General features: G+C 70.9%; 12 protein-coding genes, 1 pseudogene and 1 riboswitch. Of the genes and pseudogenes, 5 read left to right on the top strand and 8 right to left on the bottom strand.

Translation table 11 applies throughout. The features are described from left to right. Nucleotide 1: 1 nt before the first annotated feature. On the top strand, nt 2–373 hold the full coding sequence (locus tag GA0070619_RS10585) for a hypothetical protein (protein ID WP_088947895.1): 372 nt from the start codon (nt 2–4) through the stop codon (nt 371–373). A gap of 126 nt (nt 374–499) precedes the next feature. Here the strand turns inward: GA0070619_RS10585 and GA0070619_RS10580 are convergent, their stop codons facing one another. Both GA0070619_RS10580 and GA0070619_RS10575 read right to left on the bottom strand, forming a co-directional pair. Then, nucleotides 500–1,195, bottom strand: coding sequence for a LysM peptidoglycan-binding domain-containing protein (locus tag GA0070619_RS10580; protein WP_088947894.1), 696 nt, complete (start codon nt 1,193–1,195; stop codon nt 500–502). Then, nucleotides 1,196–1,368, bottom strand: a riboswitch (cyclic di-AMP (ydaO/yuaA leader). It abuts the gene before it with no gap. 154 nt (nt 1,369–1,522) lie between these two features. Next, a complete protein-coding gene (locus GA0070619_RS10575; protein WP_088947893.1) occupies nt 1,523–2,185 on the bottom strand; it encodes a ThuA domain-containing protein in 663 nt (220 codons plus the stop codon). A gap of 65 nt (nt 2,186–2,250) precedes the next feature. On the opposite strand from GA0070619_RS10575, the gene GA0070619_RS10570 reads away from it, so the two are divergent. Further along, nucleotides 2,251–2,586 carry an ArsR/SmtB family transcription factor gene (locus tag GA0070619_RS10570; RefSeq protein WP_088951703.1) on the top strand — a complete coding sequence of 112 codons (336 nt, stop codon included), beginning with the start codon at nt 2,251–2,253 and terminating at the stop codon, nt 2,584–2,586. After that, on the top strand, nt 2,583–3,275 hold the full coding sequence (locus tag GA0070619_RS10565) for a nitroreductase family protein (protein ID WP_088947892.1): 693 nt from the start codon (nt 2,583–2,585) through the stop codon (nt 3,273–3,275). The genes GA0070619_RS10570 and GA0070619_RS10565 overlap by 4 nt, the downstream gene beginning before the upstream one ends. 66 nt (nt 3,276–3,341) lie before the next feature. Here the strand turns inward: GA0070619_RS10565 and htpG are convergent, their stop codons facing one another. Further along, nucleotides 3,342–5,270 carry a molecular chaperone HtpG gene (gene htpG, locus GA0070619_RS10560; RefSeq protein WP_088947891.1) on the bottom strand — a complete coding sequence of 643 codons (1,929 nt, stop codon included), beginning with the start codon at nt 5,268–5,270 and terminating at the stop codon, nt 3,342–3,344. A gap of 150 nt (nt 5,271–5,420) precedes the next feature. On the opposite strand from htpG, the gene GA0070619_RS10555 reads away from it, so the two are divergent. Next, on the top strand, nt 5,421–6,119 hold the full coding sequence (locus tag GA0070619_RS10555) for an SDR family oxidoreductase (RefSeq protein WP_088947890.1): 699 nt from the start codon (nt 5,421–5,423) through the stop codon (nt 6,117–6,119). Between the two features lie 63 nt (nt 6,120–6,182). Here the strand turns inward: GA0070619_RS10555 and GA0070619_RS10550 are convergent, their stop codons facing one another. Next, entirely contained in the window at nt 6,183–7,940 is a 1,758-nt protein-coding gene (locus tag GA0070619_RS10550; RefSeq protein WP_088947889.1) for a M28 family peptidase, read from the bottom strand. A gap of 204 nt (nt 7,941–8,144) precedes the next feature. Here GA0070619_RS10550 and GA0070619_RS10545 point away from each other — a divergent pair, with 204 nt between their 5' ends. Then, nucleotides 8,145–10,916 (top strand): ATP-binding protein, encoded by a 2,772-nt coding sequence (locus GA0070619_RS10545; RefSeq protein WP_088947888.1) that lies wholly within the window; start codon nt 8,145–8,147, stop codon nt 10,914–10,916. A gap of 188 nt (nt 10,917–11,104) precedes the next feature. Here the strand turns inward: GA0070619_RS10545 and GA0070619_RS32785 are convergent, their stop codons facing one another. The 4 genes and pseudogenes from GA0070619_RS32785 to GA0070619_RS10530 all read right to left on the bottom strand — a co-directional run bounded on the left by GA0070619_RS32785 (nt 11,105) and on the right by GA0070619_RS10530 (nt 14,192). Then, nucleotides 11,105–11,752 carry a hypothetical protein gene (locus tag GA0070619_RS32785; protein WP_088947887.1) on the bottom strand — a complete coding sequence of 216 codons (648 nt, stop codon included), beginning with the start codon at nt 11,750–11,752 and terminating at the stop codon, nt 11,105–11,107. 125 nt (nt 11,753–11,877) lie between these two features. Next, nucleotides 11,878–12,567 (bottom strand): S1 family peptidase, encoded by a 690-nt coding sequence (locus tag GA0070619_RS34080; protein ID WP_414855637.1) that lies wholly within the window; start codon nt 12,565–12,567, stop codon nt 11,878–11,880. Nucleotides 12,568–12,585: 18 nt separating this feature from the next. After that, a pseudogene (locus tag GA0070619_RS34075) lies at nt 12,586–13,059 on the bottom strand (snapalysin family zinc-dependent metalloprotease); the annotation flags it as partial. A 149-nt stretch (nt 13,060–13,208) separates the two neighbouring features. Continuing rightward, nucleotides 13,209–14,192 (bottom strand): ArsR/SmtB family transcription factor, encoded by a 984-nt coding sequence (locus tag GA0070619_RS10530; protein ID WP_088947886.1) that lies wholly within the window; start codon nt 14,190–14,192, stop codon nt 13,209–13,211. Nucleotides 14,193–14,248 lie beyond the last annotated feature (56 nt).

Raw genomic sequence — 14,248 nt, 5'->3', positions numbered from 1 at the left:
AATGTCCGACGACGACACCAGCAACCGGCCGAGTCGCACTGCCGAGCGGCCGCACGACGTAACCGACCCGCTGCTCTGGCAACTGGCGATCGACGTGCTGAGCGCCCACGAGCCGGACGACGAGGGTCAGTGCCGCAACCTTCAGTGCGCCGGGCAGTCCTGGCCGTGCGCGGCCCGCGCCGGCGCGGAGCAGTCGATGCGACTGGCCCGCAGCACACCCGCCCCGGTCGAGATGACCGTCGACGGCGACGACAACGAGGAGGGCGGCACGGGCTGGTCCGGGGAGGGCAGCGCACCGGCGCCCCGCTGGGGCTGGAACGCCGGCCCGGTCGCGTCGCACCGAGGGTCGAAGGCATCCGCCTCCGCGGCGTGACGGCTTCCCCCCGGGGTACGGGCGCTCGGGCTGATCCGCACCACACGTACGAACGCTCGGCCGGTGACCCGGCCGAGCGTTCGTGTGTCATCCGTCAGAGGCTGAGCCGCTGACGCGGGAAGACCGTCAGAGGCTGAGCCGCTGACCCGGGAAGATCAGGCCCGGGTCGGCCCCGATCAGCTGCCGGTTGTGCTCGTAGAGCGCCTGCCAACCGCCGGTCACCCGGTGGCTGTCGGCGATCTCCGACAGGGTGTCGCCCGGCTTGACCAGGTACGTCTGGCCGCCCGTGGTCGGCGCGGTGCGCTCGTGGTTGCGGGTCGCCGGCTGCTCCCGCCGCGAGGGCCGCTCCTGCTGCTCGGTGGGCTTCGCCGTGGACTTCGCGGTGGGCTTCTGCGTGGACTTCGTCGACGGCTTCGCGGTGGACTTCGTCGACGGCTTCGTGGCGGAGCCGCCCGACGAACCGCCCTTCTTGCCGCAGGTCGGCCACGCGCCGATGCCCTGCCCGTCGAGCACCTTCTCGGCGATGGCGATCTGCTCGCCGCGGCTGGCCAGGTCGGCGCGGGCGGCGTACTTCTTGCCGCCGTAGCCGGCCCAGGTGCTCTGGGAGAACTGCAGGCCACCGTAGTAGCCGTTGCCGGTGTTGATCTTCCAGTTACCGCCGGACTCGCACTTGGCGATCGCGTCCCAGTTGACTGCGGCCTGCGCGGGGGCGGCCGGGCCGAAGAGGGCGACAGCACCGGTGACCGCACCGACGGCCAGGGTGCCGACGGCGAGACGGCGGGTGGTGACCCGTCGGTGACGGGGCGTGTAGACAGACGTCATGTGAACTTCCTCCACGCCGGCGAGGTGAGCTGTCGGGTTCGGGCCGAGGAGCCCGGCCGCACGATGGCGGCTTCACCCCGAGGTGACGTGCACCGAGGAACGTTTGGGTCCCCCGCTCCTGCCCGGGTGACTGGGTTCCACCGACCGGGGGCAGGATTTGGCGTTGCCGGCCGTGGTGTCCGCAGTGGCGAACCCGACCGACGTTAGGCACGGTCGGTGACGATCGCCCAACCCCTGTGAAGTTCTTCACCGGGGTACGCGGGGCGTCACCCGCAGCGGTTGCGGGTGGGTGGTCAATGTGCAGTGACCACCGTGGACCGTTGCGGATCAGATGCGGTGACGGAGCCAGAGCACGATGCGCCGCAGCAGCTCGACGTGTCCCGGCGACTCGTACGACCGGGCGTCGTGACCGAGTACGTTGTAGACGATCCGGCTGCTCCCGGCCGTGCGCGCCCAGACGAGCGGGTGGGTGTCGCCACCCTCGTCGTGGACGTAGAGAGTCTCGACGTCGACGCCGTCGAGCAACTCCAGGTCGGTGTAGCGCTCGTCGTGCACCTCGAAGTCCACGAGACCGGTAGTGATCGGGTGCTCGATGTCGGTGCGTCGGATGAGGCTCGTTCCGATCGGCGGGTGGAAGGTCCGACCGTGGTCCCAGGCGGCGCCAACCGTGGATCGCCAGGTCGCGAGCTGGGGAAACGCGATCGTCGCGCTGTGCGTGGCGAGCAGGCTGCCGCTACGGGCCAGGAAGGCGTCGAGGACGCGGCCGAACTCCTCGTCCTGCGGGATCGGAGCCGTGCGGTCGGCGCTGGCGTTCACCACCAGGAGGCGGGCGCCGTCGAGTGCGGCCTCGAGTTGGTCGACGGTGGTCACGATCGCCACCGGGCCCGCGTCGCCGACGAGCTTGGCGATCGCCGCGCTGGTCTCGGACAACGGGTGCCAGGGATCGGCGTGCGGGCCCTCCCCGCTGAAGATCACTGTGTCGACCGGCATGACCGTGCTCCGCTCTTCACTTGGACGATTTTCGAAATCACGAAATCAAAGCTAGCATGGCGTCCATGAGAGCCCTGCATCATCCCGATCTCGCCTCGGTCGACCTCGCCACCGTGCTCGGCGCCCTCGCCGACCCGGTGCGCCTGAGTGTCGTACGACAGTTGGCGCAGGCCGGTGGGGTCGTCTGCGGGAAGTTCGACGCGTTGTCCGAGGTGAGCATGTCCACGCTGTCGCATCACCTGAAGGTGCTGCGGGCAGCCGGCGTCCTCCGCGTCACGCCCAACGGCAGCTTCCGCAGACACGAGCTGCGTGCGGACGACATCAATGACCGGTTTCCCGGGCTCCTTCCCGCGGTCATCGCCAACCTCGACCTGACCGAACGAGTGGGAGTTCCCGCATGAGCGACACCAGACCGGCCGGGCAGAGCGGGCCGCGCACACTGGGCCTGTCCGCCGACGAGGTCCTGAGCACGACCCGCGCCGTCCGCAAGCGCCTCGACCTGGGACGCCCGGTCCCCCGTGACGTGATCGAGGACTGCCTGCGCATCGCACTTCAGGCCCCCAGCGGCCGCAACAGGCAACGCTGGGACTTCATCTTCGTCGAGGATCCGCAGACCCGGGCCGCCGTCGCCCGACTGTGGCGACTCGGGCTGATGGCACCGCCACCCGCGTCGGGCGGCACCGGGCCGGCCTTCAGCCGGATGGACTTCGCCTCCGAGCAGTGGGGCCGGATCGCCGGCAGCCTGCAACACCTGGCGGACCACCTGCACGAGGTGCCGCTGCTGCTCATCCCCTGCCTGCGGGTCGAGTCCCGCGCCGAGCTGGCCAGCGTGCGCGGGCAGGCCGGGGCCTGGGGTTCGGTCATCCCGGCGTTCTGGAGCTTCATGCTGGCCGCCCGGGAACGCGGGCTCGGCACCGCGTGGACCACGAGCCATCTCAGCTACGAAAGGGAGATGGCAGACCTGCTCGGCATCCCCTACGACACCGTCGTGCAGGTGGCGCTCACGCCGGTGGCGTACACCCTGGGCACCGACTTCAAGCCCGGTCCGCGGGCCGACGCGGACGGGTTCGCCCACTGGAACCGTTGGTAGCCGGCCACCGCCGGCGGCGGGCCACCCGGTGACCCGGGAAGCCCGCCGCTTGAGGGGGTACGCCAGCTACAGGGTGCGCGCCAGCCGGTCGGCGAGCGTCCGGGTGAAGCGGGCCGGGTCGGTCAGCTCACCGCCCTCGGCGAGCACCGCCAGGCCGTAGAGCAGCTCGGCGGTCTCGGTCAGGGCCGAGGGGTCGCTGCCCTGCTCGTGGGCCTTGCGCAGCCCGGACACCAGCGGGTGACCGGGGTTGATCTCCAGGATCCGCTTGGTCGGGGGAACCTCGTGCCCCATCGCCCGGTACATCTTCTCGAGGGTCGGCGTGAGGTCGTGGGCGTCGCCGACGACGCAGGCCGGCGAGGTGGTCAGTCGCGACGACAGACGCACCTCCCGGACGCTGTCGGTCAGGGTGGTGCCCAGCCAGTCGAGCAGGGCGGCGAACTCCTGCCGCTGCTGCTCGCGCTCGGCCTCGGCCTGCTGCTTCTCCTCGTCGGTGTCCAGGTCGATCTCGCCCTTGGCGATGGACCGCAGCGGCCGACCGTCGTACGCGCCGACCCGCTCGACCCACACCTCGTCGACCTGGTCGGTGAGCAGCAGCACCTCGTGGCCCTTGGCCCGGAACGCCTCCAGGTGCGGCGAGTTCTCGATGGCGGCCCGGGACTCGCCGGTGGCGTACCAGATGTCGCTCTGGCCGTCCTTCATCCGTGAGACGTAGCCGGCCAGGTCGGTGGGCTCGGCGGGGTCGTGGGTGGAGGCGACCGACAGGAGGTCCAGCAGGGTGTCGCGGTTGTCGGTGTCGTCGATCAGCCCTTCCTTGACCACCGCGCCGAACTCGGTCCAGAAGGTGCGGTACCTCTCGGCGTGGTTGGCCTTGAGGTCCTTGACCGTGGAGAGGATCTTCTTCACCAGGCGACGGCGGACGATCTGGATCTGCCGGTCCTGCTGGAGGATCTCGCGGGAGATGTTCAGCGACAGGTCGTGCGCGTCGACCACGCCCTTGACGAAGCGCAGGTAGGTCGGGACCAGCGCCTCGCAGTCGTCCATGATGAAGACGCGCTTGACGTAGAGCTGGACACCGCGGCGGCCCTGCGGGGAGAACAGGTCGAGCGGGGCGTGGCTGGGCAGGAACAGCAGCGCCTCGTACTCGAAGGTGCCCTCGCCCTTCATGTGCACGACCTCGAGCGGGTCGGCCCAGTCGTGGCTGACGTGCTTGTAGAACTCGTTGTACTCCGCGGCGTCGACCTCGTCGCGGGGTCGAGCCCAGAGTGCCTTCATCGAGTTGAGGGTCTGCACCTCGCTGGTGGCGGCCTCGCCGTCGGCGCCGGGGCGCTCGACGCTCATCCGGATCGGCCAGGCGATGAAGTCGGAGTATCGCTTGACGATCTCCCGGACGGTCCACTCGGCGGTGTAGTCGTGCAGATTGTCCTCGGTGTCGACCGGCTTGAGGTGCAGGGTCACCGTGGTGCCCTGTGGCGCCTCGTCGACCGACTCGATCGAGTAGGTGCCCTCGCCGGTGGACTCCCAGCGGGTGCCGCCGGTCTCGCCGGCCTTGCGGGTCAGCAGGGTGACCCGGTCGGCGACCATGAACGCGGCGTAGAAGCCGACGCCGAACTGGCCGATCAGGTCCTGCGAGGCGTGGGCGTCGGCGGATTCGCGCAGCTTGCGCAGCAGCTCGGCGGTGCCCGACTTGGCGATGGTGCCGATCAGCTGGACGACCTCGTCGCGGGTCATCCCGATGCCGTTGTCCCGCACGGCGAGGGTGCGGGCGTCCCGGTCGATCTCGAGGGCGACGTGCAGGTCGTCGGTGTCGGCGACGAGGTCCTTGTCGACAAGCGTGGCCAGTCGCAGCTTGTCCAGGGCGTCGGACGCGTTCGAGATGAGTTCCCGCAGGAAGACGTCCTTGTTCGAATAGATCGAGTGGACCACCAACTGGAGGAGCTGACGCGCCTCGGCCTGGAATTCCAACGTTTCGGCCTGGTTGCTCACACCGTCTCCCATCTCGGCTCGTGCGGAGGTTCGCGGAAAGGATACGAGCCGTCACCGGCAGGGTTGTGGCCGCCTCGGGGTCGCATTCCCGATTCAGGGGGGTCACCGTCGTGACGTAGCTGACTTTGGTAAACGTAAGTCAGGTCGGATAGCGTGACGGCCATGAAGATCGCTGGAAGCACCGCTCTCGTCACCGGCGCCAACCGTGGCCTCGGCCGACACCTGGCCGCCGAACTCCTCGCCCGGGGCGCCACCGTCTACGCCGGCGCCCGCAACCCCGACAGCGTCGACCTGCCCGGCGTGACACCGGTCCGCCTCGACATCACCGACCCCGCCTCGGTGGCCGCAGCCGCCGAGCTGGCCGGGAACGTGAACCTGCTGATCAACAACGCCGGCATCGACACCCGGACCGATCTGCTCGACGGCGACCTGGACCTCGTCCGGCTGGAGCTGGAGACCCACTACATCGGCACCCTCTCGACGGTCCGGGCGTTCGCGCCGGTCATCGCCGGCAACGGCGGCGGAACGATCCTCAACGTGCTCTCCGTGCTGTCCTGGTTCGGCTTGCCGATCCACGGGGCCTACAGCGCCGCCAAGTCCGCCGAGTGGTCGATGACCAACGTCCTGCGCGTCCAGCTCGCCGAGCGGGGCATCCGGGTCTCCGGCCTGCACGTCGGCTACCTGGACACCGACATGGCCGCGGACGTCACCGGCCCGAAACTGGACCCGGCGACGATCGCCCGGATCGGGGTGGACGGCATCGAGGCCGACGCGTACGAGATCCTCGCCGACGATCTCAGCCGCCAGGTGCAGGCCGGGCTGGCCGGCGGCGTCGCCGCGCTCTACCCGCAGCTCCCCTGACCCGCAACGCGACGAGCCGCCGCCGGGAAGCCCCGGCGGCGGCTCGCTTCTGCGGGTACGCGGTCAGCTCGCCTGCAACGTCACGTCGTCGATCACGAAGCTGGTCTGCAACGACGAGTCCTCGGTGCCGGTGAACGTGAGCGTCACCGTCTGCCCGGCGTACGCGGCAACGTTGAGCGTGCGCTGGACGTAGCTGGTGGAGGCGTTGAGGTTCGAGTACGTCGCCAGCGTGGTCGAGCCCATCCGCACGGTCAGCTTGTCGTACGCCGTGGACGTGGTCGTCTCGGCGGTGTCGATGCGAGTCCAGAACGACAGCGTGTAACTGGCGCAGCCGGCGGGCACTGTCACCGACTGGGACAGGGTTTCGGTGCGGGTGCTGCCGTACCCATTGAGCCACGCCTTGTATGACCCGGTCCGGGCCGGCTTGCTGCTGGAGTTGGTGATAACGCCGGAGGACGCCGTCCACACTGTGGCGCCGCTCTCGAAGCCGCCGTTGCCGATCACCTGGGTGGCGGCGCAGCCGCCGGTGCCGGTCACGGTGAGAGTGAGGGTGGCGCTGCGGGTGACCGAGCCGGTGCCGGTGACCGTCACTGTGAACGTGCCGGTCGCGGCGCTTGACGACGCGGTGAGGGTCATCGTCGACGAGCCGCCGGAGGTCACCGAGGACGGGCTGAACGAGACGCTCACCCCGCTGGGCGCGCCGGAGGCGGAGAGGCTGACCGACTGCGCCGAGCCGGCGGTGGTGGCGGTGGTCACCGTGGCGGTGGTGCTGGCGCCCCGCGCGACGGTGCGCGTCGTGGGGCTGACCGCGACGGAGAAGTCGTTGGTGGGGGTGCCTCCGCCAACGGCGAGCTGCCACAGCGCGTACGCGACACCGTCGGCCGCCCTGTTCAGCACCGTCGCGCTGACGTTGGCGGTGGTGTCACAGGCGCGGTGGTAGCAGGGGTCGTACGCCGAGTTGGCGGTGCCGCCCCACTTGGCCGCCTGGGAGCTGGTCTTGCGGGCGCTGGCCCCGGCGGCGTAGCCCGAGGTGGGGATGCCGGCCTGCTGGAAGTAGTAGTCGTCGGAGCGGCCCTGGCCCTCGACGTTCTCCTCCGGCGCAAGGCCCAACGAGTCCCAGTACGCCTTCAGCGGCGCCGCCGTGGTCGAGGTGACCCGGTTGATGAAGTAGCCGCCGTTGACCGAGCCGACCATGTCGAAGTTGTAGTAGCCCTTGATATAGCCGCGCTGGGTGGTGTTGAGCGAGTTGACGTAGAACCGGGAGCCGTTGAGCCCCTGCTCCTCATCGGTCCACCAGGCGAACCGGACCTTCTTCGTCATGGTCGGGTTCTGCGCGGCCAGGACCAGCGCGTTCTCCAGCAGGGTGGACGAGCCGGTGGCGTTGTCGTTGATGCCGGGGCCGGCCGAGACTCCGTCGAGGTGGGCGCCGAACATGACCACCTGGTCGGTCGGACCGCCGGGCCACTCGGCGATCAGGTTGTTCGAGGGGTACGTGCAGCTGGAGCAGTACTGCTCGCTGACGGTGTAGCCGGCCGACTGGAGCTTGGTCTTGACGTACGTGAGCGAGGCGGTGTAGCCGGCCGAGCCGGCCCTGCGGTTACCGCCGTTGCTGGTGGCGATGCTGTTGAACTGGGTGAGGTGGGCCTGGACGTTGCTGACGGAGATGTCCGGTGCTGCCAACGCGGCGGCGGTCGCGGCGATCGGCCGGGCCTCCGTCATCGTGGTCATGGGCGACGCGGCCACCGGCTGGGCGGCCAGCGTCACCGTCATTCCGGCGAACACGGCAAGCGCGATTCCCGCGCTCAGCGTTCTGCCTCTCATGGGGGCTCCTCGGGGGTTGGAGAGATACCCGAGACACTTACAGATGTCGATCCTTTGGGCATCGGTCGTTCGTCCCGAACCGCCGCCGCTTCGACGGTGGGTACCGGCGGCGGCACAGGTGAGTAGAGGTGCCAGGATGGGTAGGTAACGCCAGCAGGGGTCGTCGGGCCCGGAACGGGGGCTAGCGATGGGGCCGGGTCGAGCGTGACACGACCCAGCATCGACCTGTTCAGCGGCGGCGGTGACACCGGTCGGCTGATGGCGGAGCTGGACTGGGCCCGTACGCCACTGGGTCCGGTCAGCGGATGGCCACAGAGCCTGCGCGCCGCGGTCCGGCTCGTGCTCTCCTCCCGCTACCCCATGCTGCTGCTCTGGGGCGACGACTTCTCCCAGCTCTACAACGACGCGTACTCCACGCTGATCGGCGACAAGCACCCCGCCGCGCTCGGCAACGACGTGCGGGTGACACTGGCCGAGGGCTGGGACGTGCTCGCCCCGCTGATCGAGCAGGCCATGGCGACCGGGGTGGCCAGCTGGGTCCCCGCGCTGCAACTGCTGCTGGAGCGGGCCGGCTACCGCGAGGAGGCGTACTTCAGCGTCTCGCACGCGCCGGCCCGCGACGACGAGGGCCGCACCGTCGGGGTGTTCACCGTGTGCAGCGAGGTCACCGAGCAGGTGGTCGGCGAACGCCGTCTGCGCCTGCTGCGCGACCTGTCCGTTCTCGGCGACGGGCGCACCGTCGACGTGGACGCCACCGGTGCCCGGCTGATCGACACGATCGACAGCCACCCGCTGGACGTGCCGTTCGCCGCCATCTACCTGCGCGACGGCACGGTGCTGCGGCGGCTCGCCTGCACGGGCGGCGACCAGGGACACGAGGGGGCACTCCCGGACACCGTGGAGCTGGCCGACCCCGGCCCGGTCGCGTACGCCTGGGGGCTGCCGGACGCCGCCGAGGGCCGCCCGACCCAGGTGACCGACGTCGCCGAACGGCTGCCACTGCCCGCCGGCCCGTGGGGCGACCTGGTCCGCACCGCGCTGGCGCTGCCACTCCCCTCCGGCGACGAGGACCAGCCGCTCGGTGTCCTGCTGGCGGGGGTCAGCCCCAGCCGAGGGCTCGACGAGGCGTACCGGTCCTTCAACCAGCTGCTGGCGCAGCAGATCTCCGTGGCGCTGCGCAACGCCCAGGAGTACGAGGAGGAGCGGCGTCGGGTCGAGGCGTTGGCCGAACTGGACCGGGTCAAGACCGACTTCTTCGCCAACGTCAGCCACGAGTTCCGTACCCCGTTGACCCTCATGCTCGGCCCACTGGCCGACGCCCTCACCGACGCCACAGCACCCCTGGCCCCCGTCCAGCGGGAGCGGGCGGAGACCGCGTGGCGCAACGCCACCCGACTGTTGACGCTGGTCAACAGCCTCCTCACCTTCAGCAGCCTGGAGGCCGGGCGGGCCCGCAGCGAGGCCCGCGCGGTCGACCTGTCCGCGCTCACCACCGAGCTGGCCGGCGTGTTCCGGGCCGCCGTCGAGCGGGCCGGGCTGACCCTGGAGGTGGCCTGCCCACCGCTGCCACGGCCGGTCACCATCGACCCGGTCAACTGGGAACGCATCGTCACCAACCTGCTCTCCAACGCTCTGAAATACACGTTCATCGGCCGGATCCGGGTCACCCTGGACACCGACGACGAGGAGGTACGCCTCACCGTCGCCGACACCGGAATCGGCATCGGCGACCAGGACCTGCCGAAACTCTTCGAACGCTTCCACCGGGTGCGGGGCGCCCGCTCACGCAGCCACGAGGGCACCGGCATCGGCCTGGCCCTGGTGCACGAGTTGGCCCGGCTGGAGGGCGGCGAGGTCCGGGTGGCCAGCCGGGTGGGCGTCGGCAGCACCTTCACCGTGGCGCTTCCCTGGTCGGCGGCGCGCCGAACGGCGTTGACCGGCCCGCCGGTGAACGGGCGGGGCGACGCCGCCCGCGCCGCTGTCGAGGAGGCGATGGGTTGGCTCGCCGAACCGGACGGCAGTGTGACGGAGCCCGACCGTACGATCGGCCCGGCGGTGGACGAGCTGGCCGGGTCCCGGATCCTGGTCGCCGACGACAACAGCGACATGCGGGCGTACCTCACCCGGCTGCTCACCGGGCAGGGCTGGCGGGTACGGGCCGTCACCGACGGCCGGCAGGCCCTCGACGAGATCCACCGGGAGCGGCCAGACCTGGTCCTGACCGACGTGATGATGCCGGTGATGGACGGCTTCGACCTGTTGCGCAGGCTGCGCGCGGACCCGGCGACCCGGGCACTGCCGGTGCTGGTGCTCTCGGCCCGTGCCGGCGGTGAGGCCAGCGTGGAGGGCCTGAGCCTGGGCGCCGACGACTACCTGGTGAAGCCGTTCGCCGCGACCGAGCTGATCGCGCGGATCCGCGCGGCCATCCGGCGGGCCCGCGACCGCATCGCCGCCAATCCAGCGACGGTCGACGCCGCAACGGCGACGACGCGACCAGCCGAGGTCACCGCCATCGCACCGGCTTCGGCGGTCGAACCCGTCGGCGACACGTCAGTGGTGCCGGCGGCTCCGGCCGACCGGAACGGGCTCGGCGACGTCCTGGACGTCAGGTGGGCGTACCCGTCCGCACCCACCTCGGCCGCGATGATGCGTCGGGACGTCCGGCGGACGCTGGGCGACCTCGACGTCGACCCGGACGTGCTGGAGGATCTGCTGCTCGCCGCGTCCGAGGCGATGAACAACGCCGTCGAGCACGCGCAGCGGCCCAGCCGTCCGGAGGTGCGGGTGCGGGTCCAGGTCGGTGTCGGCCTGGTCCGGATCTCGGTACGGGACTTCGGCACCTGGCGGGACCGGCGACCGGCGATGGACCGGGGACGCGGCGCGCTGCTGATGAACGCGTACGGCGACGTGCGGCTGGTCTCCACCCTCGAGGGGACGACGGTGACCATCGAGCGCCGGTTGGCCGAACCGGCCTGAGCGACCAGCCGGCGGCGTGTCAGAGCCGGCGGCACCGACCGCCACCACGACGACAACGGTGGCCACGCCCGCCACGAGCGTCGCAGCCCCGGCGCCGGCAACCCGCCGACGGATCCGCGATCGCCGCCCCTCGCGCATCACCGCGGCCAGCTCGAGCGATGTCGTGGGGCGTGAGGCCGGCGGGCGCCTCAGGTGGGGCGACCGCGCTCCTGGGCGAGCCGTTCGTCCAGCCGGCCCAGCTCGTAGATCGCGTTGAGGCTGGTCGGCAACCGGCTGACATTGTCCGGCACGGGTCCAGGATCCGGCGCGGGATCCGGCGCGGGTGCGGGTGCGAGATCCGGCGCGGGTGCGGCGGCGGGGGCCGACGGACGGCGGCGCAGGAGCCACACGGCCAACACGACCATGGCAGCCAGGACCAGCACGTAGGACACCGGCGGCCAACTGTCGCGGGCGGGGCTGGCGAGCGTCGGCGGGGTGACCGGAGCGGGAGGGGCACCGTCACGGCGGGGCACGGTTGCCTCCCGGGTGCCGGTGACCTCGCCACCGGCGGGTCGAGCCGGTGCGACCGGAGCGGCCGGGACCTGGACGGCGGCCGACGACCCCGCGGGCGTGGGGGCCGCGGTTGGCCGCACCGGGCTGGGCTGGTCAGTGACCGCCGTCGGGCTCGGCGTGGGGGGCGCGGTTGGCGCCGTGCTCGGCGGGTCGCCACCATCGAGGAGGTCGTCGACGATCCGGCCGACGCCACCGAGGAGGTCAGCGACCGGACCTGAGGTGGCCGACGGGGACGGCGTGGGCGCGAGAGCGAGGGTCAGCGCGAGGGCGACGAGGGCAGGCATGGGTCCACCTCGGATGTGTCGAGATGCCACGCACCGTATCCCATGGGCGACAGCGTGGGGTGACCCCAACACGCCGCGAGCGGGGACGCGTCGTGCGCGCGTCCCCACTGCACTGTCCTTGATGGTCAGACGGGCAGACCGCCGACCTGGGTGGAGATCCAGGACCGGATGGACGGCAGGTCGACGTAGATGGACGGGCCGGTGGCGCAGGTGGAGTTGTTGTTGCCGGCCCGGCTGGTGGCGCCGATCAGGTTCCACACTCCGTTGACGCGGCGCACCTGCGGCCCACCCGAGTCGCCGTAGCAGGCGCCGGAATTGCCGTTGGTGTTGTTGGTGCAGATCTCGTACGGGCCGTTGATGCCGGAGCACCGACTGTCCGCCACGATGGACGTGTCCAGCTCGTTGGCGACCGCCGGTGCCGATCCGCAGCCCCGGGGCGCGCAGGTCTGGCCCCAGCCGATGATCCGGGTGGCGGTGCCGACCGCGCCGGAGGTGCTCGGGATCGGTGCCGGGGCGTACGTGACCGCGCTGGCCAGTTGCAGCAGCTTGACGTCGACGCTCGGGTGGTTGACCGCACGGGTCACCCGCACCACAGTCCCGCCGCTGGAGCGGTTGACGCTGCCCACCCGCACCGAGGACGGCGTCGAGCAGTGCTTGGCGGTGACCGCCCAGTTGCCCTTGATCAGCGTGCCGGTGCAGCCGGAGACGTAGACCATGAACGGGTAGTTCTCCGACGCCGGTCGGCCGCCGACCACCAACGGTTCGATGTTGGAGTCGCCGGTCCAGGTGTACGTCGTACTGGCCGGCGCGGCCAGGCTGCCGGCGAACAGCGAGTTCACCCGGCTCGCCTCGGTCGAGCTGGGGTTGGCGTTGCGGCAGGACACCGGGGCGCTGCTGCCGGACATCAGGTCGGTGCACAGTCCGGTACGCCGGTCCGGCAGGCCCAGGATGTGCCCGATCTCGTGGGCGGCGATGCGGTTACGGTCGTAGCCCTGGTTGACGGCCGTGCGGCCCATCCAGATCCGTCCCGAGCCGAGGCCGGTCGGCTGCGCCCGGGGCCAGCCGTCGTCGACGTAGATGGTGATGCTGGCCGGGGTGCCGGCCAGCAGCCGGACGTTGCTGACCCGGCTGTTCCAGATCTGCGCCGCCTGGTCGAAGTTGGTGCGGAACTCACCGGTCCGGCTCGCGTCGTAGTAGACGGTCCGCACGGCGGCGGCCGGAGCGCCCGTGGCGAGCTGCACCCCGGCTGCCGCCAGCACGGCCACCAGCATGGCCATCGCCGTACGTCTCAGTTGTCGTCGGAACATCACGCACTCCCCTGCGGTCGCCCGGCGGCCACCGGCCACCGTCATCGATGTACGTGAATGCTATAGCCCGGGCGACCGATGTCCGACATAGCGGAAGCGTCATACTGCCGAGGCGCGCCATCCGACCTGACGGGCCGCGCCGACCGGTCTCAGGTGACAGCCGTACCGTTGGCGGCGATCAGCGCCTCGGCTGCGGTTGTGCGGGCGTAGAGGACGAAGCGTCCGACCCGGTGGGTGCCGACGAGGCCGGCGTCACGCAGCGCGCCGAGGTGCTGGGACACGGTGCCCGAGGTGAGCTGGCACCGTTCGGCGAGTTCCAGAGTCGAGGTCGGTACGGCCAACTCGTGCAGCAGCGCCGCGCGGGTCCGACCCAGGACCCGGGCGAGCGCGTGCCCGTGCGGGGTCCGATCCCGTTCCCAGAGGGTGGCCACCGCCCGCGCCGGGAAGCGCAGCACCGGTTGTCCAGGAGAGCCGAAATTCGACCACACCCGGCGGCCGTTGAATACCGACGGTACGAGCAGCAGGCCCCGCCCGTCGAGTCGCACCGTGCCACTTTGGGTGATGTGCTCCACCGACAGCGTGTCGGCCTTCAGCCGGACGAAGGGGTCGAGGTGATTGAGCAGACCATGAACCCCGTCGGTGGCCATGCGCTGTGCACCGAGTAGCACCTCCCGCTCCAGCAGGGTGCGCATCCGGGGCCAGTAGGGTGCGATGACCGCGTCGACGTACGCCCGGATGGCCTCGGCCAGCCGATCGAGGTGACTCGGCGGGTCGGCATAGAGCGCCGCCAGAGGTGACGACCTCGGCCCGGGCAGCGCGTCGAGGCTGGCCCGCACCGCTTCGGCAGGGGTGGCGACGAGGGACGCCAACTCGATGTCGAGGGTGGGCTGCGAAGTGGCCGGCGGCGGGCAGACGAAGGTCGGGATGATCGGCGTCGGCATCTGCACCAGGTCGGCGAAGAGCTGCCACCGCACGCCCGCCAAGCGTGGCTGGACCCGCTCGTACCAGGCCAGATGCTCCGGAAACTGACGCGGCCGCTTGATGATCCGCACGCTCGCCACAGCTTCCCAGAGCGGTGACACCGCGAATCGGATCATCGCCAGGTCCCGCACGTTCAGACCGACCAGCATCATTGGCGCCCCCGACGGATTCGGCGAGAGTCAAATCTATCGGTTCGAGGCGCTGCCGC

It is taken from the genome of Micromonospora zamorensis (genome assembly GCF_900090275.1).
GTDB lineage: Bacteria > Actinomycetota > Actinomycetes > Mycobacteriales > Micromonosporaceae > Micromonospora > Micromonospora zamorensis.
This window is presented reverse-complemented; position numbering and strand designations above follow the sequence as displayed.

What these genes read in the sequence shown, in the direction of transcription:
- GA0070619_RS10585 (WP_088947895.1), top strand. Translation starts at nt 2, where the DNA reads ATGTCCGACGACGACACCAGCAACCGGCCGAGTCGCACTGCCGAGCGG.
- GA0070619_RS10580 (WP_088947894.1), bottom strand. Translation starts at nt 1,195, where the DNA reads ATGACGTCTGTCTACACGCCCCGTCACCGACGGGTCACCACCCGCCGT.
- GA0070619_RS10575 (WP_088947893.1), bottom strand. Translation starts at nt 2,185, where the DNA reads ATGCCGGTCGACACAGTGATCTTCAGCGGGGAGGGCCCGCACGCCGAT.
- GA0070619_RS10570 (WP_088951703.1), top strand. Translation starts at nt 2,251, where the DNA reads ATGAGAGCCCTGCATCATCCCGATCTCGCCTCGGTCGACCTCGCCACC.
- GA0070619_RS10565 (WP_088947892.1), top strand. Translation starts at nt 2,583, where the DNA reads ATGAGCGACACCAGACCGGCCGGGCAGAGCGGGCCGCGCACACTGGGC.
- htpG (WP_088947891.1), bottom strand. Translation starts at nt 5,270, where the DNA reads ATGGGAGACGGTGTGAGCAACCAGGCCGAAACGTTGGAATTCCAGGCC.
- GA0070619_RS10555 (WP_088947890.1), top strand. Translation starts at nt 5,421, where the DNA reads ATGAAGATCGCTGGAAGCACCGCTCTCGTCACCGGCGCCAACCGTGGC.
- GA0070619_RS10550 (WP_088947889.1), bottom strand. Translation starts at nt 7,940, where the DNA reads ATGAGAGGCAGAACGCTGAGCGCGGGAATCGCGCTTGCCGTGTTCGCC.
- GA0070619_RS32785 (WP_088947887.1), bottom strand. Translation starts at nt 11,752, where the DNA reads ATGCCTGCCCTCGTCGCCCTCGCGCTGACCCTCGCTCTCGCGCCCACG.
- GA0070619_RS10530 (WP_088947886.1), bottom strand. Translation starts at nt 14,192, where the DNA reads ATGATGCTGGTCGGTCTGAACGTGCGGGACCTGGCGATGATCCGATTC.